General features: G+C 63.7%; 23 protein-coding genes. 16 read left to right on the top strand and 7 right to left on the bottom strand.

What is annotated here, in order from left to right:
* Positions 1-82 precede the first annotated feature (82 nt).
* On the bottom strand, positions 83-1,078 hold the full coding sequence (locus tag B0G82_RS18875) for an LLM class flavin-dependent oxidoreductase (protein ID WP_121308425.1): 996 nt from the start codon (positions 1,076-1,078) through the stop codon (positions 83-85).
* Between the two features lie 751 nt (positions 1,079-1,829).
* On the opposite strand from B0G82_RS18875, the gene B0G82_RS18870 reads away from it, so the two are divergent.
* Entirely contained in the window at positions 1,830-3,431 is a 1,602-nt protein-coding gene (locus tag B0G82_RS18870; RefSeq protein ID WP_121308760.1) for a rhodanese-related sulfurtransferase, read from the top strand.
* Between the two features lie 5 nt (positions 3,432-3,436).
* Here B0G82_RS18870 and B0G82_RS18865 read toward each other — a convergent pair whose 3' ends face one another.
* On the bottom strand, positions 3,437-3,676 hold the full coding sequence (locus tag B0G82_RS18865) for a hypothetical protein (protein ID WP_147308675.1): 240 nt from the start codon (positions 3,674-3,676) through the stop codon (positions 3,437-3,439).
* Positions 3,677-4,324: 648 nt separating this feature from the next.
* Here B0G82_RS18865 and B0G82_RS18860 point away from each other — a divergent pair.
* Together B0G82_RS18860 and B0G82_RS18855 are read left to right on the top strand one after the other, a co-directional pair.
* Positions 4,325-4,876 (top strand): hypothetical protein, encoded by a 552-nt coding sequence (locus tag B0G82_RS18860; RefSeq protein WP_121308423.1) that lies wholly within the window; start codon positions 4,325-4,327, stop codon positions 4,874-4,876.
* A gap of 28 nt (positions 4,877-4,904) precedes the next feature.
* Entirely contained in the window at positions 4,905-5,858 is a 954-nt protein-coding gene (locus tag B0G82_RS18855) for a patatin-like phospholipase family protein (protein WP_106285970.1), read from the top strand.
* A 24-nt stretch (positions 5,859-5,882) separates the two neighbouring features.
* Here B0G82_RS18855 and B0G82_RS18850 read toward each other — a convergent pair whose 3' ends face one another.
* Complete coding sequence (locus tag B0G82_RS18850; protein ID WP_121308422.1) at positions 5,883-7,163, bottom strand: HipA domain-containing protein; 1,281 nt, start codon at positions 7,161-7,163, stop codon at positions 5,883-5,885.
* Positions 7,153-7,509, bottom strand: a complete 357-nt coding sequence (locus B0G82_RS18845) for a helix-turn-helix transcriptional regulator (RefSeq protein ID WP_199730111.1) — start codon at positions 7,507-7,509, stop codon at positions 7,153-7,155. The genes B0G82_RS18850 and B0G82_RS18845 overlap by 11 nt, the downstream gene beginning before the upstream one ends.
* A gap of 437 nt (positions 7,510-7,946) precedes the next feature.
* On the opposite strand from B0G82_RS18845, the gene hisQ reads away from it, so the two are divergent.
* The 10 genes from hisQ to astE all read left to right on the top strand — a co-directional run bounded on the left by hisQ (position 7,947) and on the right by astE (position 18,667).
* Entirely contained in the window at positions 7,947-8,636 is a 690-nt protein-coding gene (gene hisQ / locus B0G82_RS18840) for a histidine ABC transporter permease HisQ (RefSeq protein ID WP_012432581.1), read from the top strand.
* A gap of 4 nt (positions 8,637-8,640) precedes the next feature.
* Complete coding sequence (locus B0G82_RS18835) at positions 8,641-9,354, top strand: ABC transporter permease (protein WP_106285972.1); 714 nt, start codon at positions 8,641-8,643, stop codon at positions 9,352-9,354.
* Between the two features lie 81 nt (positions 9,355-9,435).
* Positions 9,436-10,227, top strand: coding sequence for an ABC transporter ATP-binding protein (locus B0G82_RS18830; RefSeq protein ID WP_106285992.1), 792 nt, complete (start codon positions 9,436-9,438; stop codon positions 10,225-10,227).
* A 25-nt stretch (positions 10,228-10,252) separates the two neighbouring features.
* Complete coding sequence (locus tag B0G82_RS18825) at positions 10,253-11,302, top strand: GlxA family transcriptional regulator (protein WP_116142335.1); 1,050 nt, start codon at positions 10,253-10,255, stop codon at positions 11,300-11,302.
* A 140-nt stretch (positions 11,303-11,442) separates the two neighbouring features.
* The gene (locus B0G82_RS18820) at positions 11,443-12,678 is read left to right on the top strand and encodes an aspartate aminotransferase family protein (RefSeq protein WP_121308421.1); all 1,236 of its coding nucleotides are present in this window, start codon (positions 11,443-11,445) and stop codon (positions 12,676-12,678) included.
* Positions 12,679-12,719: 41 nt separating this feature from the next.
* Positions 12,720-13,778, top strand: coding sequence for an arginine/ornithine succinyltransferase subunit alpha (aruF, locus tag B0G82_RS18815; RefSeq protein WP_121308420.1), 1,059 nt, complete (start codon positions 12,720-12,722; stop codon positions 13,776-13,778).
* A complete protein-coding gene (gene astA / locus B0G82_RS18810) occupies positions 13,775-14,815 on the top strand; it encodes an arginine N-succinyltransferase (protein WP_121308419.1) in 1,041 nt (346 codons plus the stop codon). The genes aruF and astA overlap by 4 nt, the downstream gene beginning before the upstream one ends.
* Before the next feature lie 2 nt (positions 14,816-14,817).
* Positions 14,818-16,281: a succinylglutamate-semialdehyde dehydrogenase gene (astD, locus tag B0G82_RS18805; RefSeq protein WP_121308759.1), complete on the top strand. Its 1,464-nt coding sequence runs from the start codon at positions 14,818-14,820 to the stop codon at positions 16,279-16,281.
* A gap of 9 nt (positions 16,282-16,290) precedes the next feature.
* The gene (gene astB / locus B0G82_RS18800) at positions 16,291-17,631 is read left to right on the top strand and encodes an N-succinylarginine dihydrolase (RefSeq protein WP_121308418.1); all 1,341 of its coding nucleotides are present in this window, start codon (positions 16,291-16,293) and stop codon (positions 17,629-17,631) included.
* Positions 17,615-18,667: a succinylglutamate desuccinylase gene (gene astE / locus B0G82_RS18795; RefSeq protein ID WP_241974623.1), complete on the top strand. Its 1,053-nt coding sequence runs from the start codon at positions 17,615-17,617 to the stop codon at positions 18,665-18,667. The genes astB and astE overlap by 17 nt, the downstream gene beginning before the upstream one ends.
* Before the next feature lie 67 nt (positions 18,668-18,734).
* Here astE and gstA read toward each other — a convergent pair whose 3' ends face one another.
* Positions 18,735-19,355, bottom strand: a complete 621-nt coding sequence (gstA, locus tag B0G82_RS18790; RefSeq protein WP_121308416.1) for a glutathione transferase GstA — start codon at positions 19,353-19,355, stop codon at positions 18,735-18,737.
* Between the two features lie 126 nt (positions 19,356-19,481).
* Here gstA and B0G82_RS18785 point away from each other — a divergent pair, with 126 nt between their 5' ends.
* Entirely contained in the window at positions 19,482-20,390 is a 909-nt protein-coding gene (locus B0G82_RS18785) for a LysR family transcriptional regulator (RefSeq protein ID WP_106285979.1), read from the top strand.
* A gap of 246 nt (positions 20,391-20,636) precedes the next feature.
* Entirely contained in the window at positions 20,637-21,431 is a 795-nt protein-coding gene (locus B0G82_RS18780; RefSeq protein WP_121308415.1) for an ABC transporter substrate-binding protein, read from the top strand.
* A 94-nt stretch (positions 21,432-21,525) separates the two neighbouring features.
* On the opposite strand, the gene B0G82_RS18775 is transcribed toward B0G82_RS18780, so the two are convergent.
* Complete coding sequence (locus tag B0G82_RS18775) at positions 21,526-22,284, bottom strand: acetoacetate decarboxylase (protein WP_106285981.1); 759 nt, start codon at positions 22,282-22,284, stop codon at positions 21,526-21,528.
* 265 nt (positions 22,285-22,549) lie between these two features.
* Here B0G82_RS18775 and B0G82_RS18770 point away from each other — a divergent pair, with 265 nt between their 5' ends.
* Positions 22,550-23,920 carry an EAL domain-containing protein gene (locus tag B0G82_RS18770; protein WP_116142326.1) on the top strand — a complete coding sequence of 457 codons (1,371 nt, stop codon included), beginning with the start codon at positions 22,550-22,552 and terminating at the stop codon, positions 23,918-23,920.
* Positions 23,921-24,056: 136 nt separating this feature from the next.
* Here the strand turns inward: B0G82_RS18770 and B0G82_RS18765 are convergent, their stop codons facing one another.
* Complete coding sequence (locus B0G82_RS18765) at positions 24,057-25,514, bottom strand: HDOD domain-containing protein (protein ID WP_116142325.1); 1,458 nt, start codon at positions 25,512-25,514, stop codon at positions 24,057-24,059.
* Positions 25,515-25,527: the final 13 nt, after the last annotated feature.

Below are 25,527 nucleotides of genomic sequence, written 5' to 3'. Positions count from 1 at the left end.
TGGCCGGCCGAGTGGCGCCGATCGACAAAAAAGGGCGGCCACCGGCTGCCCTTTTTTGCATTCGTGGACGGAGTTACCGGTCTTATTTGCCGGCCGCCAATTCCTCACGCACTTGGGCGCCGATCTCGAATGAGCGCAGCCGCGCCTTGTGATCGTAGATCTGCGCGGTGAGCATCAACTCATCCGCACCGGTTTGCTCGATGATCGACTTCAAGCCTTCGCGCACCGTATCGCGATCGCCCAGCGCCGTGCAGGCGAGCGAGTGCGCCACGCCATTCAATTCCATCTCCGACGCCTCGAGCCGTTCGACCGGCGGTTGCAACTGACCCGGCGTGCCACGTCGCAGATTGATGAACTGCTGCTGCAGTGAGGTGAAGAGACGCTGCGCTTCTTCATTCGTATCCGCGGCGAACAGATTCACGCCGACCATCGCATGCGGTTTATCGAGCGTAGCAGAAGGACGGAATTGCGAGCGATACACCTGCAACGCCGTGAGCATGTAATCCGGCGCGAAATGCGAGGCGAAGGCGAACGGCAGACCGAGCGCCGCCGCGAGTTGCGCGCTGAAGAGCGACGAACCGAGCAGCCACAGCGGCACGTTCAGGCCCGCGCCCGGCACGGCGCGAATGCGCTGCCCCGGCACGGGGTCGGCGAAATAACGCTGCAATTCGACGACGTCGTCAGGGAACGAGTCCGCGCTGTTTTGCAAGTCGCGGCGCAAGGCGCGCGCGGTGCTCTGATCGGTGCCGGGCGCGCGGCCGAGGCCCAGGTCGATACGGTCGGGATAAAGCGATGCCAGCGTGCCGAACTGTTCGGCGATGACGAGCGGCGCATGGTTCGGCAGCATGATGCCGCCCGAGCCGACGCGGATCGTTTTCGTACCGCCCGCGACATAGCCGATCACCACCGCAGTCGCGGCGCTGGCAATGCCCGTCATGTTGTGATGTTCCGCGAGCCAGAAGCGGCGATAGTTCCAGTTTTCCGCGTGCTGGGCAAGGTCGAGCGTATTCCTGAACGCGTCGGCCGGCGTGGCGCCCGCGGTGACCGGCGAAAGGTCGAGGACCGAGAAGGGGATCATTGTCTGTTCACTTGTTGTTTCCGGCGCTGTCGCGCGATGGGGCATTCTCGCAAAGCTTGCGCTTTTCTGCTGACAGGGTCGCGATGTCCACGTTCATGAAAGGGGGTTTGCTCGCGCAGGCGTGACGAGGGCGAAACGCCAAACGGGAACCGCTTAGGCGTTACATGCAAACCCGCATCGCAGCGCGAGCGAGCAGCAGGTGGCCGATATCTTCGCACGTGGCGCCGTGATCGAAGGGCGTGCCGATGTGTCGCACTGTTGTTGACCGACACCTTCAACGCCGGACTCGCTCGTGGTGCGTAAGCGCCGTCAATCAGCGTCATCCAAACCTGTCTTCTCAACTACCGACGACCCAAGCCCTGATGGCCGGACCGCCTGCGCGCGTTAGCCGGCCGGATTGCGGCGCTCGTCGCGATCACACCGTCTGGGGCTCGATCCACGCGCCGCGTGGCGCGGAAATTGCACGGCATCACCGTACCGTCGAAGACGGCACGCTAAAAAAAACAGCGCGGCCAGGCAGTTCGACGGCGGCGCCGTGGATGCGATGTCGCCGCGCATCGGCGATATTCATCATGTGAGCGACGCGTTTAGTGACCGTACGTCGATCAGCATTCACGTGTACGGTACAAATATCGGTGCGGTGACACGCGGTCCGTCTATCCGGGCGGTGCGCCCGCAAGCTGCTTATCTCCGGCTACGCGAACGACGTGTCGCCGAACATCTGGAATGTGGCAAAGGAGTCCTTCATCTCATGAGTTTCGTTCACGCATTTCGTACCCGATCATTCGAAGACGTGCGCCGCACACTGCTCGATCGCGAGGAAATCGCGCTCGTGGACGTGCGCGAGGAAGATCCGCACGCGCGCAGTCATCCGCTGTTTGCCGCCAATCTGCCACTGTCGCGGCTCGAACTCGACGCGCCCGTGCGCTTGCCGCGCCAGGCCGTGCCGATCGTCGTATTCGACTCTGGCGAAGGACTCGCAGAACGTGCCGCGCGCCGTCTGGACCAGTTGGGCTATACCGACGTTGCCTTGCTCGAAGGTGGTTTGCAAGGTTGGCGCGAGGCCGGCGGCGAGCTGTTCCAGGACGTCAACGTGCCGAGCAAGGCGTTCGGCGAACTGGTGGAAAGCGTGCGGCATACGCCGTCGCTCACGGCGCCGCAGGTGCAGGCGCTGCTCGATCAGGAAGCGGACGTGGTGGTGCTCGACGCACGCCCCTTCGACGAATATCAAACCATGAATATTCCCGGCAGCATCAGCGTGCCCGGCGCGGAGCTGGTGCTGCGCGCGCGTCAGCTTGCGCCGAATCCGGCGACGCGGATCATCGTCAATTGCGCAGGGCGCACGCGCAGCATCGTCGGGGCGCAGTCGTTGATCAACGCGGGCGTGCCGAATCCGGTCGCGGCGCTGCGCAACGGCACGATCGGCTGGACGCTGGCCGGCCAGGCGCTGGCGCACGGCAGTTCGCGCCGCTTCGAACCGATTGCCGACGATCAGCTGCGTCTGGCGGCTGCCGATTCCGCACGCGCGGTGGCGGATCGCGCGAGGGTGGGCCGCACGTCACGCGACGAAGCACGCCGCTGGGCCGGCGAAGCGGTACGCACCGTATATCGCTTCGACGTGCGTACGCCGGAAGAATACGAAGCGGGCCACGTGCCGGGGTTTCGCAGCGCGCCGGGCGGCCAGCTCGTGCAGGAAACCGACATGTTCGCGCCAGTGCGCGGCGCGCGCGTGATCCTCGCGGACAATGACGGCGTGCGCGCGAACATGACCGCGTCGTGGCTCGCGCAGATGAACGTCGAGGTATATGTCGTCGATGGTTTGATGGCCGCGGACTTCGGCGAGAAGGGATCGGCGCCCGCGGTCCGCCATGCTCCGACGCCGCCCGACGCCGATGAGCTCACGCCGGCCGGCTTGGTGACGCTGCTGCAATCGCGCGGCACCGCCGTGCTCGATTTCACCAGCAGCGCGAGCTATGTGAAGCGTCATATTCCCGGTGCGTGGTTCGTGATTCGCAGCGAACTCGAGAAGGCGCTGCACAAGCTGCCGGATGCGCAGCGTTATGTGGTCACCTGCGGCAGCAGCCGGCTCGCGCGCTTCGCCGCGCCCGACGTTGCGGCATTGACCGGCAAACCGGTGCAGGTGCTGAGCGGCGGCACGGCGGCGTGGATCGAAGCGGGCTTGCCGGTCGAGAGCGGCGAGACACGCATGGCATCGGCGCGCATCGATCGTTACCGGCGGCCTTATGAGGGCACCGACAACGCGCGCGAAGCGATGAACGCGTATCTGGAATGGGAGTACGGTCTCGTCGCGCAACTCGGACGCGATGGCACGCATGGGTTTTGCGTGATCTGAGCGCATCAGCCGCGCGCGGCGCGCTTGCTTGCTTGAACCGCCGCGCGTGAGCGCGTCGCGCCGCGCGAGAAAATCTCGCATATTTGCTTGGCAGAATAACGCGTTTGTCTTATACAAAGGCCTGCCTTATCGTCGATGGCAAATCCACTCGTTGCCACGACGTACGCGCTGCCCATGACCACCTCCCGTTTTTGTTTCGCAATCCGATCTGTTCTGAAGCGCGCGTTGTTTGCAACGCCCGGCATTGCGGCGCTCGCAGCGTCGGCCTTGCCGTGCGCGGCGGAATCACACATCGCAGAATGACTCGCTGCTGCAGGCGGTCGGACGCACTGCCTTTACGTCGATTTCGCGCCCTTGAAACGCACCGTCGAAAAGCGCTGAGAACCTCGCGGTCCAACGCAAATCATCTGCCGATTCGGTGTAAACGCGCTCTCGTCTAAAACCGCCAATGCGATTAGATTAGTCACACTTGGAAGGCTTATCGAGGGACCAGGACGGCCAATCAAGCAGCGGTTTGCCATTCCGGCGATGGCGCAAGGTGAGCAGCCAAGGTTGCTCGCCGCTTCGTCCGGAACCAGACCGCTGCGCGTCGTCCGCGGTGCTTCGTTGTCAGGCGGCCGAAACGGGCGCTTCCATTTTCCGGTTGACCGTATCGACCGACCCGGCGACGCTTTGCACAGCGTCGCCTTTTTGCTTGTGGCGACGGTTTTTAACGTGCTTCGCCGCGTGAACTCCCGCCATCGCCGCCGCCTCCCTCCGCCATCGTGTACGACGGCCCACACCGCCGTGCCGCGCCCGCTCGCGGTTTTCCTCGTGCGCGGTTATCCTGTAGCAGACACTACACAACGGGATGCGCGCCTTTGCGGCCCGCGTCCGTACAGGAAAAACTCGCTGTGAGCCTCAAACTGCTGACTGTCGCCATGCTGGCCGCGTGCGTCGCGTTGACCGGTTGCGACGACCAATCGAGCGACCGCGCCGTGCAAAAACTCAAGGAATTCTTCAACGCCGTCAAACCGGATGCGTTGCTGCTCAAGGACATGACGCCGGGCGTCACGACCGAAGCGCAAATCCGCGACCAGATGGGCAAGCCGGAAACGGAGCGCACGTTCACCGACGGTTCCAAACGCTTCGAATATCCGCGCGGCCCGCAAGGCCTGAATACGTACATGGTCGACATCGATCGTGACGGCAAATTGCACGCGATCACCCAGGTGCTCACGGCGGCCAATTTCGCGAAGATCCGCATGGGCATGAGCGAGGACGAAGTGCGCCGGCTGCTCGGAAAGCCCGGTCAGGTCGCGGTGTTTCCGCTCAAACCGGAAACCGTGTGGAGCTGGAAGTGGCGCGAAGGCGGCGTGACCGAAGAGGGTATCTTCAACGTGCATTTCGACCAGTATCAGAAGGTGTACACGACATCGCGCTCGGACGTGATCCGGGGACGATAGAAGTGAGAAGACACAAGCGGGGAAGAAGATGATTCGTCGACGTCGATACAGCCGGATCGGGCTGGTGTTAGGGGGCGGCGCCGCGCGCGGCTGGGCGCATATCGGCGCGATTCGCGCGCTGCACGATGCGGGCATCAAGCCCGATGTGATCTGCGGCACGTCGATCGGCGCGCTGGTGGGCGCGGTATACGCGAACGGCGACCTCGACTGGCTCGAGGAGTGGGTCTCGCGGCTCACGTGGCAGACGGTGGTGCGCCTGCTCGATCTGCGGCTCTCGGGCGGCCTGCTCGGCGGCCGCAAAGTGATCCAGCTCTTCGCCGACAAATTCAATGGCCGCTCGATCGCGCAACTGAACATGCCGTTCGCGGCCGTCGCCACCGAACTCGATTCGGGCCGCGAGAGCTGGTTGCAGGACGGCAGCGTGGTCGACGCGGTGCGCGCCTCGATTGCGATTCCCGGCATTTTCACGCCGGTGTGGCACAACGGTGTCTGGCTGGTGGACGGCGGCCTGAGCAATCCGGTGCCGGTTTCCGTGGCGCGGGGCATGCGCGCGGACTGCGTGATCGCCGTCGATCTGAACAACGACATTCTGAATGGCCGCGATTTCGGCGGCGCGGTGGTCGATACGCCCGCCATCGATCCGACAGCGCCGCCACCGCTCGCGCTGCGCCGCAACGGCAAACCCTGGCCAAAGTGGCTCGCGCCCGCCGACGCACGCACCACCGACGACGTGCGCGTGCCGCCCGCGCCGAGCGCCCGCGTGCCGTCCATGCTGAGTTCGATCGCGCAGAGCATCGACATCATGCAGGTGCGGATTACGCGTAGCCGCCTCGCGGGCGAGCCGGCGGATATCCTGATTCAGCCGCGCCTGGGCGGCATGGGGATTTTCGACTTTCACCGCGCGGCGCCGGCCATCGAGGAAGGGCGCGCCGCAGTCGAATATATGCTGCCGGCGATCCGCGCGAGGCTGGGGATCGATTAGGAAGATGCGGCGCCGTGACCGAGTCTAACGGAGCAAGGCCGCGAGCGTCGGCGGCGCATTTTCAAATACGAATGGATTGAGGAACTGGCGCCGCCACATCAGGTTACGATCCACTTCGCTCAGTTGAGCCTCGGTGCAAACCGGGTTCCACCGATCGCAGATCACCTCGATCTGATGCTCGGCCAGCGCAGCGGCTTCGTCGTTCGAGAGCAGAAATAGCGGCGCCGCCTTCAGGCAGGTTTCAATCCTGCTGAAGCGCTCATTGCCGACGATCAGCATGGCCTGGGTGGCTTCGTTGCCGGCTCGCGCCTGTGGACAGATGTCGTACGCCGGCGTGAGCGCCAACTCCTTTCCATTCCAGTAGGCTGCGTGGTTGCGCGCATGGTCGTCGGTATTGCCGCACAGCACGTTGAAGAGCATGCGCGCGAACAGTTCTTTGAGCGTCGCTTTCGGGGCGCTGAAGCGATGGCGGATCAGCGTGGCGAAGTCCTCATAACTTGCATAGCGCGCCATCATTTCGTCGAGCCCGAATAGCGTCAGCGCCGACACCATCGCGCGGCGTTGCCAGCCGTCTGCTGCGCGCACGCGGTCGAACCGTTCCACGAGCAATACATCCTTGCCGCCGACGTGCTTGAGCGTGACCGGCGCGGCATGAATGCCGACTTCGGACGCAAGGCGCATGGCAACGTATTCGGCTTTCACGACGCTGTAGACGTCGCTTTGGGAAGAAAACTTCGCGATGAATTTCCGGTTGTGCGTGGTGATCAGCGCTTTGGGACGCGCGCCGCCGATCGAACTTCCGTGAAACAGGGCGCGCTCGAGATCGGGACTCAGCGGCACGCCTCGTTCGACACTTGCAACTGCGTTCAATAGATCGCTGAAGGATGCAGTGGCCGTTTCCCGAGGTACGTACTCGGTTGGCGACAACTGGAAGTCCAGGGCCCCGATTCGATCCGAGCCCGACTCGAGCAGATACGTCAACTCGTCGAGGTCGGTGGTGCCGATCTGGGAACCCCGCACGCCAAGCTTGCGACTGATGATGACCCGCCGGCCCCACGCGTCCGGGGCTCCGTCGCGGATGCTTCCCGGAATCGATAAACCGTCGGACAGAGGGATCGTCCCGCGTTGCAGCGGCAACTCGGGCGCATAGAGCGGGATGGCGTCGTCGCGTCCGAGGTAACTTTGGCCGTAGTTGAAGAGAATCCGGTCGCCGACAACGGCCAGTCGCCCAGCGACCACGGGTTCGGCTGCGCCCGGGAGCCAGAACCAGACAAAGGCTTCCTTATACGAGGCTTCAGAAATCATCTTTTGTTTCGATGCGAGGTGCGCGCGCGGCGCGTGGCAGCAGCGTCAACATGTCTGCGTTGGCCTGAATAGCATTTGCCAGACTCGTGCGGTCGGCATCGAAAAGACGTACGCCGACCACGGCGGCTGCTTCGAATACCGCACCGATCGAGCAGGATGGATCGCCTTTCTCGATCCGCTGTATGAGGCTACGGGACAATCCTGTGCGCTCGGCTAACTGGACCAGGGGGATTTTTCGTTCGAGGCGCGCGCGGCGAATCAATTGCCCGAGCAGCAAGGCAGCTTCCAGACTGTAGCGCGAGGCGGGACGTGTCACCGAGTTAGGCATAAGAGCGGTATGGTTCATATATGAGTCACAAAGGGCCTTCGTGACTCGTTTGTGAACCATTATGGGTCAGTTCAAAGCGAAAAACAACGAATGACTCGTATATGAACCACGAAGGCCCTTCGTGATTCATATACGAGTCGCCGAAGCCATTTCCGAGCGGCTTATCGCCTCGCGCCGACCGCCCGTGATCTATCGAAAAAGCGACCCGAAACTTGCTAATTCGCGGCGGCGCTCGCCGCGCGCGTCCCGCTTTACCAACGCCAATTCCCTGCAAAACCAAGCCCTGCAAGCCGCGCCGCGCGCCTCAGCACGTCTTGCTGCATCGCAACAAAGCTTCCGCCCGCCTTTGAGAAAATAATTTTCGCTTGCGAGACTGCGCGCCATGCTGGACGAGTGGGGCAGATACAAGCCGACGCCGTCCGAGACATCCTCAAACAACCTGGATGGAGACACGCGTGTTCCTATACGGCTTTGGTCCGGTGTTGCTGGCCGGCACGATCCAGACGATCGAGCTGTCCGTCCTGTCGCTGGCGGCCGCCGTGCTGCTCGGCCTCGCGGGCGCGGCGGCGAAACTCTCGTTCAACCGCCCGCTGCGGGCAATCGCGACCGGCTACACGACACTGATCCGCTCGGTGCCCGACCTCGTGCTGATGCTGCTGCTGTTCTACAGCATCCAGATCGCGGTCAACAATCTCACCGACGCGCTGAATCTGCCGCAGTTCGATATCGATCCGTTTGTGGCCGGCGTGCTGACGCTCGGCTTCATCTACGGTGCGTACTTCACCGAAACCTTCCGCGGTGCGTTTCTGGCGGTGCCGCGCGGCCAACTCGAAGCGGGCAGCGCCTACGGCATGAGCGGCGCGCGCGTGTTCACGCGCATCCTGTTCCCGCAGATGATGCGGTTCGCGCTGCCGGGCATCGGCAACAACTGGCAGGTGCTGGTGAAGGCGACGGCGCTGGTGTCGATCATCGGTCTCGCGGACGTGGTCAAAGCCGCGCAAGACGCCGGCAAAAGCACCTTCAACATGTTCTTCTTCATCCTGGTCGCCGCGTTGATCTATCTGGCGATCACCACCGCGTCCAATCTCGTGCTGATCTGGCTGGAAAAGCGCTATTCGATCGGCGTGCGGCACGCGGAGCTCTAAGACCATGATCGACATCCTCAATCAATTCTGGCGCGCGTTCCTGTACTGGGACGGCCAGCGCATGTCCGGGCTCGCCGTCACGCTGTGGCTGCTGGTGGCGTCGATCGGCATCGGCTTCGTGCTGGCGATTCCGCTGGCGGTGGCGCGCGTGTCGAAGAAGCGCTGGCTCTCTACGCCGGTGCGTCTCTACACGTACGTGTTTCGCGGCACGCCGTTGTACGTGCAACTGCTGCTGATCTACACCGGCATGTACAGCCTTGAATTCGTGCGCTCGCATCAGGTGCTGGATGCGTTTTTCCGCAGCGGTTTTCATTGCGCGATTCTTGCCTTCGCACTAAACACCTGCGCGTACACCACGGAAATTTTCGCCGGCGCGATCCGCTCGACCTCGCACGGCGAAGTGGAAGCGGCGCGCGCCTACGGCATGAGCTGGTTCACGATGTACCGGCGCATTGTGATACCGTCCGCGCTGCGCCGGGCCTTGCCGTTGTACAGTAACGAAGTGATCCTGATGCTGCACGCCACCACCGTCGCTTTTACGGCCACGGTGCCGGACATCCTGAAGGTGGCGCGCGACGCGAACTCGGCCACTTACCAGTCGTTCGATGCGTTCGGTCTCGCGGCGCTGATTTACCTCGTGGTGTCGTTCGCGCTGGTGGCTTTGTTCCGCCGCGCCGAGCGTCATTGGCTGGGTTACCTGGCGGTGCGCACGCATTGAAACGCGCCGTGTTTGCACACGATGGCGCGCGCAATGTGCGCCGTCACGAAGATTGATCCGTATTTTCAAAGGGAGAGCATCTTGCTCCACACGACTCAAACCGAAGCTTGCAAGCTCGCCGTACAGGACATCCACAAGCGCTACGGCGACAACGAAGTGCTCAAGGGCGTGTCGCTCAATGCGAACAAGGGCGACGTGATCAGCATCATCGGCGCGAGCGGGTCGGGTAAGAGCACCTTCTTGCGCTGCATCAATTTCCTCGAGCGGCCGAACGCCGGGCAGATCGTCGTCGACGGCGAGATGGTGAAGACGAAAACCGATCGCGCCGGCAATCTCGAAGTCGCCGATCACAAGCAGTTGCAGCGCATCCGCACGAAGCTCGCCATGGTGTTCCAGCACTTCAACTTGTGGGCGCACATGAATGTGCTCGAGAACATCGTCGAAGCGCCGATTCATGTGCTGGGTCTGAAGCGCAAGGAAGCCGAAGACCGCGCGCGTGAATATCTCGAGAAGGTCGGTCTCGCGCCGCGCCTCGAAAAGCAGTATCCGTCGCATCTGTCGGGCGGGCAGCAGCAGCGTGTGGCGATTGCCCGCGCGCTGGCCATGGACCCCGACGTGATGCTGTTCGACGAGCCGACTTCCGCGCTCGATCCCGAACTGGTCGGTGAAGTGCTGAAGGTCATGCAAAAGCTCGCCGAAGAAGGCCGCACCATGATCGTCGTCACGCACGAAATGGGTTTCGCGCGCAACGTGTCGAACCATGTGATGTTCCTGCATCAAGGACGTACCGAAGAAGAGGGCTTGCCCGCCGAAGTGCTCAGCGCGCCGCGCAGCGAGCGGCTCAAGCAGTTCCTGTCCGGCAGCCTGAAGTAACGCGCGGGTCGCGCGGATTCACTCGATGCCTCGCACGTCCAGCCCGGCTCGCACCACGCAGGTCGCCATTGTCGCCTTGCCGCCCGTGTCGATGTCGGGCGTCGGGCCGATTGTCGACGCGCTCAATCTCGCCAATGAAATCGACGGCCGCGCGCTGTACCGCCTGCAGGTGTGCTCGTGGGACGGCCGCGCGGTGCCGCTCGCGGGCGGCGCCCAGTGGCCGGCGGACGCCGCCTTCGGCGACGCGATTGCGTGCGACTGGCTGATCATCGTCAGCGAGCGCTTTCAGCAATTTGCCGACTATCGCCTCTTTCTCGCCAGCCTTTCGCGCGTCGGCCAGCGCACGCCGCTCGTCACCGGCATTCATCACGGCGTCTGGTGGCTCGCCATGGCAGGGCAGTTGTCCGGCTATCGCGTGAGCGTCAACTGGGAAACCTATCAGCAGTTCTCGGAGCAGTTCGAGCGTTCCATCGTCACGCAGCAGATCTTCGAAATCGACCGCGATCGCGCCACTTGCGCGGGCGGCCAGGCGACCGTCGACTTCATGCTGGCGATGATCGGCCGCGAGCACGGCCCCGAACTCGCGGACCGGATTGCCGACACGCTCGGCGTCGGCGTATTGCGCGCGGGCGAGGAGCGTCAGCGCATTCCGTTCGTGACCGCGCCGGGCGAGCGTCATCCGCGCCTGAACGACGCGCTGCTGCTGATGGAAGCGAATATCGAAGACCCGCTCACCACCGACGAGATCGCCGGTCTGGTCGGCGTGTCGCGGCGGCAGTTGGAACGCCTGTTTCGCCAGTATCTCGGCTCGATGCCGTCCAAATACTATCTGGGACTGCGGCTTTCGAAAGCGCGCACGCAATTGCAGCGCACCAGTAAGTCGGTGGTGCAGATCAGTCTCGCTTGCGGGTTTTCGTCGGCGGCGCACTTTTCGAATGCGTACCGCGAACGCTTTGGTGTCACACCGCGAGAGGATCGTCGTAACTGGATCGACAAGCAGACGGGCGCAAGCGGTGCGGCGGCCAGCGAGCCGCGGCCGGGTGCGCTGATCGAGCGGCCGGATCAGGCGGATTGATCCGAACGAGCGCGTGGCCAGGGCTCAAGCCCGGCCGATTCGCGTGGAACCTCATAGAAAGCGTCGCGTATGCGCAAGACGTATCGCGTGCGGTTTCCTACACTACCTGTATTACCTCTCACCTGTAACGAGGATTTGCCATGAACGACCTGACAGTGACACGCCAGACCTTCGACGAAGTCATGGTGCCGGTGTTTTCGCCCGCCGCCTTCGTGCCGGATCGCGGTCTCGGCTCACGCGTCTGGGATACGCAAGGCCGCGACTATATCGACTTCGCCGGCGGCATCGCCGTCACCGCTCTCGGCCATGCGCATCCCGAACTGCTGAACGTGCTGCACGAGCAGGGCGGCAAGCTGTGGCACATCGGCAATGGTTACACCAACGAACCGGTGCTGCGCCTCGCCAGACGCCTCGAAGACCTGACGTTCGCCGAGCGCGCATTCTTCGCCAACTCGGGCGCGGAAGCGAACGAGGCCGCGCTGAAACTGGCACGCCGCGTCGCGTTCGACCGCCACGGCGCGGATAAATACGAAATCATCTCGTTCACGCAGTCGTTCCATGGCCGTACGTTCTTCACGGTCAGCGTCGGCGGCCAGCCGAAGTATTCGGAAGGCTTCGGCCCGGTGCCGGCCGGCATCACCCACTTGCCGTACAACGACATCGAAGCGGCAAAGAAAGCCATCGGCGCGCAAACTTGCGCGGTGATCGTCGAGCCGATTCAGGGCGAAGGCGGCGTGATCCCGGCGGATCCGGCGTTCCTGAAAGCACTGCGCGAAGCCTGCGATCAGCACGGCGCACTGCTGATTTTTGACGAGGTACAAACGGGTGTGGGCCGCAGCGGCTATTTCTACGCGTACGAAGAAACCGGCGTGACGCCGGACATTCTCACCACCGCCAAAGCGCTCGGCAACGGTTTTCCGATCGGCGCGATGCTGACCACCAACGAACTGGCCGCGTATTTCAAGGTCGGCGTGCATGGCACGACGTACGGCGGCAATCCGTTGGGCGCGGCGATCGCTGAAAAGGTGGTCGAGTTGGTCAGCGACCCGAAGCTGCTGGAAGGCGTGCGCTCGCGCAGTGAAGCGTTGAAAGGCCACCTCGCGAAGCTCAACGAACGCTTCGGCCTGTTCACGGAAGTGCGTGGCCGGGGTCTTCTGATCGGTGCGGAATTGACCGATGCATTCAAGGGCCGCGCGAAAGATTTCGTCACGGCCGCAGGCCAGCACGGCGTGATCATGCTGATGGCCGGTCCTGACGTGCTGCGTTTCGTGCCGTCGCTGATCATGCCGCCCGACGACATGAACGAAGGCTTCGAACGACTCGCCAAGGCCATCGAAAGCATTGTCGGCGCGAAGGCCGAAGCCACGTCGAACTGATCCACGGCATTGATCATGCGTCACATTCAACAGGAACGATGATGCTCTTCGTACGCCCAGGCCGCCTCGCCGATCTCGACGCGCTCGAACATATGGCGCGCACCGCGCAACCGGTGCTGCATTCCCTGCCGCACGACCGGCGTGCGCTCGAGGCGCGCGTCGCGTTATCGGAAGACTCGTTTCGCGCGGAAGTCGATTTTCCGGGCGAAGAGTTCTATCTGTTCGTGCTCGAAGATGCGCAGAGCGGCAGGCTGATGGGCACGGCGAGCATTGTTGCCGCGGCCGGTTATTCGGACCCGTTCTACGCGTTTCGCAACGACGCGCTGATTCATGCGTCGCGCGAACTGCACGTGAACCGCAAGATTCACGCGCTGACCATGTCGCATGAGTTGACCGGCAAGAGCCGCCTTGCGGGCTATTACATCGATCCGTCGCTGCGTGGCGATGCCGCCGCGCATCTCATGTCGCGTGCGCGAATGATGTACATCGCCGCCAATCGCAAGCGCTTCACGCCCGAGGTGTTTTCGCTGCTGCTCGGCGTGACCGACGAAAACGGCGTGTCGCCGTTCTGGGAAGCGGTGGGGCGCAAGTTCTTCGGCCGCAACTTCGCGGACATCGAGATCGAATCGGGTGGCCGCAGCCGCACGTTCATCGCCGAGGTGATGCCCACGTATCCCATCTATGTGCCGTTGCTGCCCGAGGCGGCGCAGCGCGTGCTCGGCGAGCCGGATTCGAAGGCCTTGCTCGCGTATGACATTCACCTTGAAGAAGGCTTCGAGACGGATCGCTATATCGACATTTTCGACGCGGGTCCGGTGTTGACCGCGCAGGTGGATCGCAGCGCCTGCGTCACGCGCAACGAAACGCGTGTGGTGCACGAGAACGATGCCCCCGCCGACGGTTCGACGTATCTGGTCGCATATAACGGCGCCGATGGCGAGTTCCGCTGTGTGCTCGGCGAATTGACGGCGGGTAAAGAAGCCGGCGCGTCGTTGTCGCACGCGTCGCGAGCGGCGCTCGGCGTCGAAGAAGGCGACACGGTGCGCTGCGTGCCGCTGCACCAGTCGCATCAGGATGAACAATCGGGAGAGGCACGATGATCGTCGTTCGCGTTGTGCAACGAGGCGATGTGGACGCGCTCATGCGGCTCGCACAGGAAACTGGCCCCGGTCTCACCACCTTCAAGCCGGACCGCGACGCACTCGCGGCACGCGTGGAACGCGCGCGCCGCACGATGGAAGACAAGGCCGAGCCGCATGAAGCCGGCTACTTCTTCGTGATGGAAGACACCAACACGGGCGACATCGCCGGTGTGTGCGGCATCGAAACCGCAGTCGGCCTGCAACAGCCGTTCTACAACTACCGCGTGAGCACCGTGGTGCACGCGAGCCAGGACCTCGGCATCTGGACGCGCATGCGCGCGCTGAACATCTCGCACGACCTGACCGGTTATGCCGAAGTGTGCTCGCTGTTCCTCAGCCCGCGTTATCGCACGAGCGGCGTGGGCGGCTTGCTGTCGCGCTCGCGCTTCATGTTTCTCGCGCAGTTTCGCGAGCGTTTTCCGCAGCGTCTGTGCGCGGAATTGCGCGGCCATTTCGACACCGAAGGCACCTCGCCGTTCTGGCGCGCGGTCGGCTCGCATTTCTACCAGATCGATTTCAATGCGGCGGACTATCTGAGTTCGCATGGCCGCAAGGCGTTCCTCGCCGAGTTGATGCCGCGCTACCCGGTGTATGTCGAGCTGTTGCCGGAAGAGGCGCAGGAGTGCGTCGGCCTTACGCATAACGACACGATTCCGGCGCGCCGCATGCTCGAATCGGAAGGGCTGCGCTACGAGAATCACGTCGATATCTTCGACGCGGGTCCGGTGCTCGAATGCCATATCGCCGACTTGCGCACCGTGCGCGAGAGCGTGGTGGTGCCGGTCGAGATCGCCGCGTCGAGCACCGCGGGCGCGCCGCAGGATGGACCGAAATCGATGGTGTCGAATACCTCGTTGGGCGATTTTCGCGTCGGCGTGGTGGCGGGCGTGCCGCAGGACGGCGTATTCCGTCTGAGCGCGATTGAAGCCGCGGCACTCGACGTCAAGGCAGGCGACCTCGTGCGCGTGCTGCCGCAGAAACACAAACAGGGATGATCATGAGCGAGCTTTTCATCGACGGCGAATGGGCCGCCGGCACAGGACCCGCATTCGCGTCGCGCAACCCGGGCACGGGCGCGACGGTGTGGGAAGGCAACAGCGCCTCGGCGGACGACGTCGACCATGCGGTGCGCAGCGCGCGCCGCGCCTTCGCCGCGTGGTCGGCGTCGAGCCTCGACGAGCGTTGCGGCGTGGTGCGCCGCTTCGCCGCGCTCGTGACCGAACGCAAGGAAGCGCTGGCTGAAGCGATCGGCCGCGAAACCGGCAAGCCGTTGTGGGAAGCGCGCACTGAAGCGGCTTCGATGGCGGCCAAGGTCGAGATCTCGATTCAGGCTTATAACGAGCGCACCGGCGAAAAGCGTTCGGCGATGGCGGACGGCACAGCCGTGCTTCGGCATCGTCCGCATGGCGTGGTGGCCGTATTCGGGCCGTACAACTTTCCGGGCCACTTGCCGAACGGGCATATCGTGCCAGCACTGATTGCGGGCAATGCGGTCGTCTTCAAGCCGTCGGAACTCGCGCCCGGCGTGGCCGCGCTCACCGTGCAGATCTGGCGCGACGCCGGCTTGCCCGCGGGCGTGCTGAATCTCGTGCAAGGCGAGAAGGACACCGGCATTGTGTTGGCGAATCATCGGCAGATCGACGGTCTGTTCTTCACGGGTAGTTCGGATACCGGAACATTGCTGCACAAGCAGTTCGGCGGCCGCCCGGAAATCGTGCTGGCGCTCGAAATGGGCGGCAACAATCCGCTCGTGATCGGACCCGTGGCCGATGTGGACGCCGCCGTGCATCACACGATTCAGTCGGCGTTTCTGTCGGCGGGTCAACGCTGCACCTGCGCGCGCCGTATTTTTGTGCCGAACGATGCGGGCGGCGATCGCTTCATGGAACGCTTGACCGAAGTCACGTCGCGCATCACGGTCGGCGAATACAACGCCGATCCGCAACCGTTCATGGGCGCGGTGATCTCGGCCCGCGCCGCGTCGCGGCTCGTTGCCGCGCAGGAACGTTTGCTGGCTGACGGCGCAAGCGCTTTACTGAAGATGGAACAGCGCGACCCGAAGCTCGGCTTCGTCACGCCCGCGATTCTCGACGTCACGAGCGTGAAGAATCTGCCCGACGAAGAACACTTCGGTCCTTTGGCACAAATCATCCGCTACGGCAGCTTCAACGAAGCGTTGGAGCAGGCCAACGACACCGAGTTCGGTCTCTCCGCCGGCTTGCTCGCCGACGACGAAGCGCTCTGGACGCATTTCCAGCGCACCATCCGCGCGGGCATTGTCAACTGGAACCGGCCGACCAACGGCGCCTCGTCGGGCGCGCCGTTCGGCGGGCCGGGCCGCTCGGGCAATCACCGGCCGAGCGCGTACTACGCAGCCGACTACTGCGCGTTCCCGATGGCATCCGTCGAAAGCGCGCAACTGCAAATGCCCGCGAGCGTCTCGCCGGGCCTTCAATTCTAAGGATCGACGATGCAAGCCACTGAAGCCAATTTCGACGGCCTGGTCGGCCCGACCCACAACTACGCGGGGCTCTCGTTCGGCAACGTCGCGTCGCAGAACAACGATAAGTCGATTGCGAATCCGAAGGCGGCCGCTCGCCAGGGCCTGCGCAAGATGAAGCAATTGGCCGATCTCGGCTTTCATCAGGGCGTGTTGCCGCCGCAGGAGCGTCCGTCGATGCGTCTGTTGCGCGAACTCGGTTTCTCCGGCGACGACGCCACCGTGATCGCGCGCGTGGCGAGAGACGCGCCCGAACTGCTGGCCGCCGCAAGCTCGGCTTCGGCGATGTGGACCGCGAATGCGGCGACCGTGAGTCCGTCCGCCGACACTCACGACGGCCGCGTGCATTTCACGCCCGCCAATCTGTGCAGCAAGCTGCATCGCGCGATCGAACACGAGTCGACGCGCCGCACATTGCGCGCGATTTTCAGTGACGCCGACCGTTTCGTGGTGCACGAGGCGCTGCCCGGCACGCCCGCGCTCGGCGACGAAGGCGCGGCGAATCACACGCGCTTCTGCGCGGACTATGCGGCGCGAGGCGTCGAATTCTTCGTGTATGGCCGCAGCGAGTATCGGCGCGGGCCGGAGCCGAAGCGCTTCCCGGCGCGTCAAACCTTCGAGGCGAGCCGCGCGGTCGCGCATCGTCATGGCCTTGCCGAAGCGGCTACGGTGTACGCGCAGCAGAACCCGGACGTGATCGACGCGGGCGTGTTCCATAACGACGTGATCGCGGTCGGCAATCGCAATACGCTGTTCTGTCATCAGTTGGCGTTCGTCGAACAGAACGCGGTGTACGACGAACTGCGTTCGAAGCTCACCGGCCTGAAGGCGGACTTCAATGTGATCGAAGTGCCGGACGCGCAGGTGAGCGTGGCCGACGCCGTCACCTCGTATCTGTTCAACAGCCAGTTGCTGACGCGTCCGGACGGCAAGCAGGTACTGGTGGTGCCGCAGGAATGCCGCGAAAACCCGCGCGTAGCGGCATATCTCGACGATCTGGCATCGCATGCGGGCCCGATCGACGACGTGCTGGTGTTCGATCTGCGCGAAAGCATGAAGAACGGCGGCGGCCCGGCGTGTCTGCGTCTGCGTGTCGTCCTCGACGACGCGGAACGCGCGGCGGTGACGCAGGGCGTGTGGATCAACGACACCTTGTTCGGCCGACTCGATACGTGGATCGAAAAACATTATCGTGACCGCCTCGCGCCGGCCGATCTGACCGATCCGCAATTGCTCGCCGAATCGCGCACCGCGCTCGACGAACTGACGCAGATTCTCGGTTTGGGCTCGCTGTATGACTTCCAGCGCTGAGCGCGATATGCCGGTTCCGATGCTCGACGATTTTCTGGCTTATACGCTGGCGGGCACACGACCGGCTGCGAATGAAAAACAGGGCACGTGTGCCGGCGGCGTGCGCTGGTCGTGGCTGGACGACGGCGTGCTGCTGATGGAGCCGGCGGCGCAGGAAGAGGGCGTGCGCAGCGTGCTCGTCTCCGCCGGCGTGCACGGCGACGAGACCGCGCCGATCGAACTGCTGGGTTTTCTGGTGCGTGACATCGCGCAAGGCACGGCCGCGCTGACTTGCCGCCTGCTGGTGGTTCTCGGCAACGTCGACGCCATGCGCGACGCGTGCCGCTATCGCGACGACGATCTGAACCGGCTCTTCAGCGGGCGTCATCTGCAAGTGCCGCAGAGTTATGAAGCACCGCGTGCCGCCGCGCTCGAACAGGCGGCGACGCAATTCTTCGCGGCAGCATCGAGCGAGCCGGGCGCGCGCTGGCATATCGACATGCATACGGCGATCCGCGCATCCGCTTTCGAGCGGTTCGCGTTGCTGCCGCATACCGGCAAGCCGTTTTCGCGCGCGATGTTTGAATGGCTCGGCGAGGCGCGTATCAGTGCGGTGCTGTTGCATACCACCAAGGGCAATACGTATTCGCATTTCACCGCGCAGGCGTGCGGCGCCGAAGCGTGCACGCTGGAACTCGGCAAGGTGCGTCCGTTCGGTCAGAACGATCTGACGCGTTTCGCCGGCGCCGATCACGCGGTGCGTCATCTGCTGGCGGGCATGCGCGGCGAGGTTCGTGCGGATCTGCCGCGCGCATTCACGGTGATCGATCAGATCACCAAGCAAAGCGATGCGTTCGAATTGCTGGTCGCCGCCGATGTCGCGAATTTCACGCCGTTCGCGAAAGGCACCGTTCTCGCGCGCGATGGCGAGTACCGCTATGTCGTGCGGCACGAAGAGGAACGGCTCGTGTTTCCGAACGCGACGGTCAAGCCCGGTTTGCGCGCCGGCTTGATGGTTGTCGAGACGACGCACGACACGTTATCGAAACTCGTGTAGTCCACGACTACGCAAGCCACTAACGTTGCGCGCCAGGGCGCGCAACGTTTCTCACGGGCGCGGCCGTTTAAGCCGCGTTCGCGCGGATCAAACCTTCCGCCACCATCGCTTGCCGCACCTTCGGCCGTGCCGCAACGCGCTCCAGATACGCCTCCAGCTTCGGATAAGCGCCAAGATCGATCGACAGCATGCGCGCCCAGCTCAGCACGGTGAACGCATACGCATCGGCGACTGAAAACCGTCCCGTCAGATAGTCGCGTGGCGCGAGCACCTTGTCGAGTTCGCTAAAACGCGTGGCGAGTTTCGCGCGGCATTCAGCCTTCGTCGACTCGGCCGTCTCCTGATGCCAGAGCCACGGGCTGAACGTCTTGTGCAATTCCGTGCTGATATACGTGAGCCAGCCGAGCGCTTCGAGCCGTTGCGGCGATCCCGCGGGCGGCAGCAGATCCGCCTCGGGCGCAAGATCGGCGACGTATTGCAGCAGCGCGGCGCCTTCGGTGTGGCGCGAGCCGTCGGCGAATTCGAGCAGCGGCACATAGCCACGCGGCGAGATCGCGTAATAGTCGTCGCCGTTGGCGAGCTTGTGCGTTTGCAGATTGACCTTGATGCCTTCGAAGTCGAGATCCGCTTCGCGCAATGCAATGTGAACCGCCAACGAACAGGCGCCCGGCGAGTAATAGAGTTTCATGGTTTCACCGCTATAGATGAGGATAAAGTCCCGGCAGGTGCCGGTGGCAAAGCTCGTCGGCCGACAAGTCCATGTGGTAAAAGTAGCCCGGATCGCATTCCGGATAAACAGGCGGCTTGCCAAACCATGCGTGCAAAAACGCAATACGAACTGACCTCGGCGGATACGCAGACCATTCTCGCGCTCGTGCGCGCCGGCACGCTCGCGGAAGCCGCGCAGCGTTTGGGTATCGACGCCTCGACCATCTTTCGCTCGGTGCAGCGGATCGAACGCGGGCTGGGGCAGCGTTTGTTCGAGCGCTCACGCAGCGGCTATCGCGCCACGCCGCTCGGCGCGCAACTGGCGCGTCACGCCGAGCGCATTGAAAGCGAACTCGCGGCGGCGCGCTCGACGGTGCAGGCGAGCAGCGATCGCGTGTCCGGCAGCGTCCACGTGACGACCACCGATACCGTGCTATACGGCCTGCTGTTGCCCGCGCTGCATGATTTCGTGGCGCTGCATCCGGCGTTGTCGTTCGAGCTGACCGCGACCAACAGTCTCGCGAGTCTCACCAAACGCGACGCCGATATCGCCGTGCGCGCCACGCGCCGCGCGCCGGATCATCTGGTCGGCAAGCACGTGGGCCCGCTGCGTATCGCGGTGTTCGCGGCCAGGAGCAGCGGCATCCAGGCGAGTGATGGCGATGCGCTGGCGCGCTGCGACTGGGCGGCCCCGGACGCCTCGCTCGGCGACCATCCTTCCGTGCTCTGGCGCAAGCGTCATTGCCCGACAGTCGAGCCGCGCTACAAGACCAACAGCGTGATGGCGGTGTTCGAACTCGTGGTGCGCGGTTTTGGCGTCGGCATCTTGCCGACCTTTCTCGCGCGCGGCCGCGACGATCTCGTGCAATTGACACCGCCGCTCGACGAAGCCGAGTCGCAGGTGTGGGTGCTTGCGCATCCGGAGTCGCGTCATTTGCCGCATGTGGCCGCCGTCTATACGCACCTGTCGCAACAACTCAGCGGCGCTTTCGCAGCCGGCGACGGTGCGCTCTAACACGTTCGGCTTTGCCTGAACGCGACAGCTATTTACACCTTTACGCGTGAGCCCAAGGCGCGTGCGCAGCGACGCGTCACACGGCGCGCCCGCAGGCGCGGCAAACGCAGCCTGTACAATCGCGGCCTCGCGGCTGTTGCGCTGCACCACAGCGGCCGCACGAGTTTGAAGCGCAATTTTGGCCCGGCAATCATGCTTGCCCGGAGTCGGCTCTGTCTTATTCAATACCGTAGAGGAACACCCGTAATGAAGATGAATTGGCGAAACATGGCTGCGCTCGCGCTGTTCGCAGCGGCTTCGGTCACGGCCGGCACCGCAGCGGCGGCCGATATCAAGGAAGTGCATTTCGGCGTCGAGGCGTCGTATGCGCCGTTCGAATCGAAGTCGCCGTCGGGCGAGCTGCAGGGTTTCGACATCGACGTCGGCAATGCCGTGTGCGCGAAGCTGAAGGCCAAATGCGTGTGGGTGGAGAACTCGTTCGACGGTCTGATCCCGGCCTTGCAGGCGCGCAAGTTCAACGCCATCAACTCGGACATGACGATCACGGATCAGCGCCGCCAGGCGATCGACTTCACGGATCCGATCTATACGATCCCGAATCAGATGATTGCAAAGAAGGGCAGCGGTCTGCTGCCGACGCCGGCGTCGCTCAAGGGTAAGCATGTCGGCGTGCTGCAAGGCACGATTCAGGAAACCTACGCGAAGGCGCGTTGGGCGCCGGCCGGCGTCGACGTCGTGCCCTATCAGACGCAGGATCAGATTTACGCCGACCTCGCGTCGGGGCGTCTCGACGCCGCGTTCCAGGACGCGGAAGCCGCGTCGAAAGGCTTCCTGAAGAAGCCGCAAGGCGCGGGCTTCGAGTTCGCCGGTCCGGCCGTCACCGATGAGAAGCTGCTCGGCGCGGGCGTCGGCTTCGGCATCCGCAAGGGCGATAAGGCTCTGAAGGACGCGCTGAACCAGGCGCTCAAGGAACTGAAGGCGGACGGCACGATCGACCGTTTCGCAGCGAAGTACTTCGATGTGAAGGTGGTGTTGAAGTGACGCGCGTCTTAAGTGATTCGTTGTAGCTGACGCAGACGGCCGCTAATCGCGGCCGTCTGCATTCGAGGCGTTGCGAAAGGCGACCGCTAATCGATCAACGCACGTTTGCTTCCGGCTGATCGAGATAGTCGAACACGACTTCGCCGAGACCGAGCGTGAGATCGGCAAGCAGATGGCGTGCTTCGACGATCTCCAGCACCGGCAATTCCGCGACCGGCGCGAGCGCGTGCGGCGCCAGTTCGAGTGCGGCCGGACCGGTCCATGCGCCTTTCAGATCGATGTCCTGCAGGTAGTAGCGCACCAGTTCGCAGATACGCGGCGTGCCGTCCACATGCGGAATCACCTTGAGCAAGAAGTTCGGCGTTTCGAGGCGCTTTTTTTGCTGCGCCAGATCGAGTTGCCGATGCTTGTAGCCCATGGTGCCGGTGGCGATGCGCACCGGGCCGTAGTCGAGCGTGCCGACAAGCGTGTCGGTATGCACGGCGAGCACCGGGTTCGCGAGCTTCTTCGGAAAGCCCCACAGTTCTCGGCCGCCGGCGATGGGCGGATGGTCGTCCAGATACATGGCCAGCGTGTAGCCGCCCGCCACGCCCTTGTACGACACGGGGATCACCTGGCCGCTTTCCGTGTAATCGCCGAAGCCCGTCGAATCCGGCATGCGGATGAACTCGTAGTGCACCAGCGGCTCGCCGATCTCGAGCGGCTCGGGCACCACGGCGCGCAGTTTGTCCGGATCGGTGCGGTAGGTGATGATCAAAAATTCGCGGTTGATGAACCGGTACGGACCCATGGGGAATGCCGGGCTCGTGATCGGCATGGCGAAGGCATTTGACAGCACGCTTTTGACGTCCATGTTTTTCCTTGGTGGTTAAACGCGGGTGGAACGCTTCTGCACTGCACAAGAGTATCGGCGATTTTGCGTCGCCTCGCTTTCAGACTGATCTCCAATTATTTCCAGATATTGCTTCACGGACGTGTCCACGCATGGCGGCCTGCGCTAAAATTGCCGAGCCCATCGCGGGCGCTACAGCCTTGATGGCTTGAGACGCGCGCTAGCGGTACGGCGAAAATCAAAATACAGCAGTCAGCGCCGGGGCGGCGCTTAGCGGGGGAGTGCAATGACCACCATCGCAGTCGAGAATCCGGGCCACGCGGGTGCAACGGACAATGCGCAATTGAATGCCAGTTTCGCGCGGCAGCCTATTCTCAATCGGGACGGCATGCTGTGCGGCTACGAGATCAAGGTGCGCGCACCGGAATGGTCCGCGCAGACGGCGGACACCGCACATGCCGCGGGGCATGAGAGCAGCGATGCCGGCGCATCATCGCACCGCGCGCCCGATCCGGCGCAACGTGTGGCGCAAGCCATCCTTCACGGCCTGCTTCAGGGCAATGTGCGCGGTGCGCTGACCGGACATCCTGCATATGTCGACGTCAGCCGCGAGATGCTTTTCGACGACGCGATTCTGAGCTTGCCCGCCGAGCGCTTCATGCTCGAACTGGTGCCCACCATCGAGATCGACGAGGCGCTGGTGGCGCGTATCGTCCATTTGCATGGGCGGCGCTATCGCTTCGTGCTCGACGAGGTGACCCAGCCCAACGAAGGCTTCGCCAGACTGCTGCCTTACGCCGAAGTCGTCAAGATCGATTTCATGCACGCGCCGCGCGCGCTGCTGCCGAAACTGGCGAGCGTGCTCAAGTCGGCGGGCAAGCTGCTGGTCGCCTCGGGCATCGACGCGCAGGCCGATTTCGAAACGGCGCATGGACTCGGCTTCGACCGCTTTCAGGGCTACTTCTTCGCGCGCGCGCAGAACTCGGCGACGCGCCGTGTCAGCGCGCCGCGCCATGCGCTGCTGAACCTGCTGCAACTGCTCTCGGGCGATCCGACCGTCGCGCAGCTCGAAGCCGAACTCAAGCTGAACCCCGTGCTGGTGATGCACCTGATGAAGCTCGCCAATTCGAGCGGGCTGGCGGTCGGCCACAAGGTCACGACACTGCGCGAAGCGATCAACGCGACCGGCACCAACCGCATCGCGCGCTGGACCCAACTGCTGCTCTACGCCGACGGCCGCAAGGTCGCGCTCGAGGACGACCCCTTGCTGCAACTCGCCGCGACCCGCGCGCGCTTCATGGAACTGGCGATCGAGCGTCTGCCCGAAGCCGGCCGCGACGAAGCCGACGCGGCGTTCCTGACCGGCGTATTTTCATTTGTCGACGCGGTGTTCGGCGGCTCGCTCGAAAGCACCTTGAACGTGTTGACGTTGTCGCGTCCGATCCAGGCGGGCATTCTGCATCGGCAGGGCGTGCTGGGGTTGCTGCTGAGCGCGGTCGAAGCGCTCGAATGCGGCGCGTGGGATGAGATCGGCGCGCTGTGTGAACGCTTGCAGCCGTTGACGGTGGAAGAGGTGGCGGAACTGGGTCTGGTGGCCGGCGCGTGGGCCGGTGTCGCGGACCGCAGCGCGCAAGGTCTGGAAAGAATCGAGGATTGAGTTCAGCGATTCAGCCGGAGACCGCTGCATGTCAGGCGCGGCGGTCCCGGCGGGACTGGCTCAATTTCAACTTGGCGTCGGGCAAACACAGAACAGGTGAGAGTGAAGCGTCGTGATCAACGATCACGCCAGGTCTTCACATCATCTCCATTTCCCGCATCTGCCCCAGGCCGAAAAAACGGCCTAACTCCTTGGCGAGTTCATTCAACACGCTCATCTCTTTCTGTGAGATGCGCCGTGGCTCCTGACTATGCGACCAGTCGCCATAGAGCAGCGCCACCGTGGTGTCGCTTTCATCGACAACTGGCAGCAGCACGAAGGCCCGGGCGTCGTCGAAGGAGCGGCGGAACCATTCGGGCAGCCGCGCGACCATCTTTGGATCGCGTGCGTTTTCGATGAATATGCCCACCGAGTTCGCGATCGCCAGATGAAACACGTCGGGCTCGAAGGCGGTATTGAACGTTAGTTTTGGCAACGCGGCGTCGATCTTCGGGCCGAGACCGAGGCGCGCCTTGAAGGTGCCGTTGCTGTGCTTGACGAACACCACGGTGCGCGCAAAGCCGAGGCCGGCCAGCAGCGTTTCCGCTGCCATCGCCAGCGCCGGCGCGAGCGGACTGCCGGCCGGCAGCCCGCGCAGATCTTCGACGCCCACCGCGATACGCGCCTCGGGATTGAGCGCCTCGCGCGCGATCGCATCCGCATTCGCGCGCAACTCGACGATTTCGCGCATCACGCCGTCGCCGCCTTCTTCGCGGGCGAGCGCCACGCTCATTTCGAGCAGCACTTCGGGATCAGTGTTCAGCGCGCCGCAATATTCCTGGGCCAGTTCGGCGATGCGTTCCTCGCGCTCCCAGTCCGGCATGTTCTGCTGGGTGAGCACGTCGGCGACCGCCGTCGAGTAATTGGTGATGGCGCGCAGCCATTGCACCTGGCGCGGCTGTGTGACGTCTTGCGGGTCGAACTCGCCCATGCCGGAGCGGATCATGTCGGGCAGCCGCCAGCGCACAGCGGCTTCGGCGCCGATTTCGTCGAACGTGACGCCGAGCACCAGCACGCAGGCATCGGCTTCGAGCGCGCCGTCGTCGATATGGCGGCGAATCTGGTCCCATTCGGCGTCGAGATAGAACACCACCAGCAGTTTGCCGATCTGCCGCATCAGCGTGCAGACCACGGCTTCTTCGCCGGCGCGCAGATCGCCGCGCTCGGTCAGCTTGCGCGCGACGCAGCCCGAGAGCAGCGTGCGGTTCAGTTCGAGTTTCGCGTCGATGCGGCGCGGCGCGCTGTGATGAAAGTGATCGACGATCTTCAGGCCGACCACGAGATGGCCGACCGCGTCCATGCCGAGCACCATCAGCGCGCGCGACACAGTCGTGATGTTGCCGCCAAACGCCATGTACATCGCGGAGTTGGCGAGCCGCAGCACTTTTTGCGTGAGGGCGAAGTCCGACAACACCACCTGCACGAGGCCGGTGAAGTCGAGGTCGTCATTGTTCATCGCCGCCATGGTGGAGCGCAGCGACTGCGACAGCATGGGGAAATCGCCGCGCTCGCTCATTCGTGTCCAGAGCCGGTCGAGCACCGCCGCCTTTACCATGTGAGTCCCGCCA

Source organism: Paraburkholderia sp. BL17N1 (assembly GCF_003634175.1).
Lineage (GTDB): Bacteria > Pseudomonadota > Gammaproteobacteria > Burkholderiales > Burkholderiaceae > Paraburkholderia.
This window is presented reverse-complemented; position numbering and strand designations above follow the sequence as displayed.

What these genes read in the sequence shown, in the direction of transcription:
- B0G82_RS18875 (WP_121308425.1), bottom strand. Translation starts at nt 1,078, where the DNA reads ATGATCCCCTTCTCGGTCCTCGACCTTTCGCCGGTCACCGCGGGCGCC.
- B0G82_RS18870 (WP_121308760.1), top strand. Translation starts at nt 1,830, where the DNA reads ATGAGTTTCGTTCACGCATTTCGTACCCGATCATTCGAAGACGTGCGC.
- B0G82_RS18865 (WP_147308675.1), bottom strand. Translation starts at nt 3,676, where the DNA reads ATGCCGGGCGTTGCAAACAACGCGCGCTTCAGAACAGATCGGATTGCG.
- B0G82_RS18855 (WP_106285970.1), top strand. Translation starts at nt 4,905, where the DNA reads ATGATTCGTCGACGTCGATACAGCCGGATCGGGCTGGTGTTAGGGGGC.
- B0G82_RS18850 (WP_121308422.1), bottom strand. Translation starts at nt 7,163, where the DNA reads ATGATTTCTGAAGCCTCGTATAAGGAAGCCTTTGTCTGGTTCTGGCTC.
- B0G82_RS18845 (WP_199730111.1), bottom strand. Translation starts at nt 7,509, where the DNA reads ATGAACCATACCGCTCTTATGCCTAACTCGGTGACACGTCCCGCCTCG.
- B0G82_RS18835 (WP_106285972.1), top strand. Translation starts at nt 8,641, where the DNA reads ATGATCGACATCCTCAATCAATTCTGGCGCGCGTTCCTGTACTGGGAC.
- B0G82_RS18825 (WP_116142335.1), top strand. Translation starts at nt 10,253, where the DNA reads ATGCCTCGCACGTCCAGCCCGGCTCGCACCACGCAGGTCGCCATTGTC.
- B0G82_RS18820 (WP_121308421.1), top strand. Translation starts at nt 11,443, where the DNA reads ATGAACGACCTGACAGTGACACGCCAGACCTTCGACGAAGTCATGGTG.
- aruF (WP_121308420.1), top strand. Translation starts at nt 12,720, where the DNA reads ATGCTCTTCGTACGCCCAGGCCGCCTCGCCGATCTCGACGCGCTCGAA.
- astA (WP_121308419.1), top strand. Translation starts at nt 13,775, where the DNA reads ATGATCGTCGTTCGCGTTGTGCAACGAGGCGATGTGGACGCGCTCATG.
- astD (WP_121308759.1), top strand. Translation starts at nt 14,818, where the DNA reads ATGAGCGAGCTTTTCATCGACGGCGAATGGGCCGCCGGCACAGGACCC.
- astB (WP_121308418.1), top strand. Translation starts at nt 16,291, where the DNA reads ATGCAAGCCACTGAAGCCAATTTCGACGGCCTGGTCGGCCCGACCCAC.
- astE (WP_241974623.1), top strand. Translation starts at nt 17,615, where the DNA reads ATGACTTCCAGCGCTGAGCGCGATATGCCGGTTCCGATGCTCGACGAT.
- gstA (WP_121308416.1), bottom strand. Translation starts at nt 19,355, where the DNA reads ATGAAACTCTATTACTCGCCGGGCGCCTGTTCGTTGGCGGTTCACATT.
- B0G82_RS18785 (WP_106285979.1), top strand. Translation starts at nt 19,482, where the DNA reads ATGCGTGCAAAAACGCAATACGAACTGACCTCGGCGGATACGCAGACC.
- B0G82_RS18780 (WP_121308415.1), top strand. Translation starts at nt 20,637, where the DNA reads ATGAAGATGAATTGGCGAAACATGGCTGCGCTCGCGCTGTTCGCAGCG.
- B0G82_RS18775 (WP_106285981.1), bottom strand. Translation starts at nt 22,284, where the DNA reads ATGGACGTCAAAAGCGTGCTGTCAAATGCCTTCGCCATGCCGATCACG.
- B0G82_RS18770 (WP_116142326.1), top strand. Translation starts at nt 22,550, where the DNA reads ATGACCACCATCGCAGTCGAGAATCCGGGCCACGCGGGTGCAACGGAC.
- B0G82_RS18765 (WP_116142325.1), bottom strand. Translation starts at nt 25,514, where the DNA reads ATGGTAAAGGCGGCGGTGCTCGACCGGCTCTGGACACGAATGAGCGAG.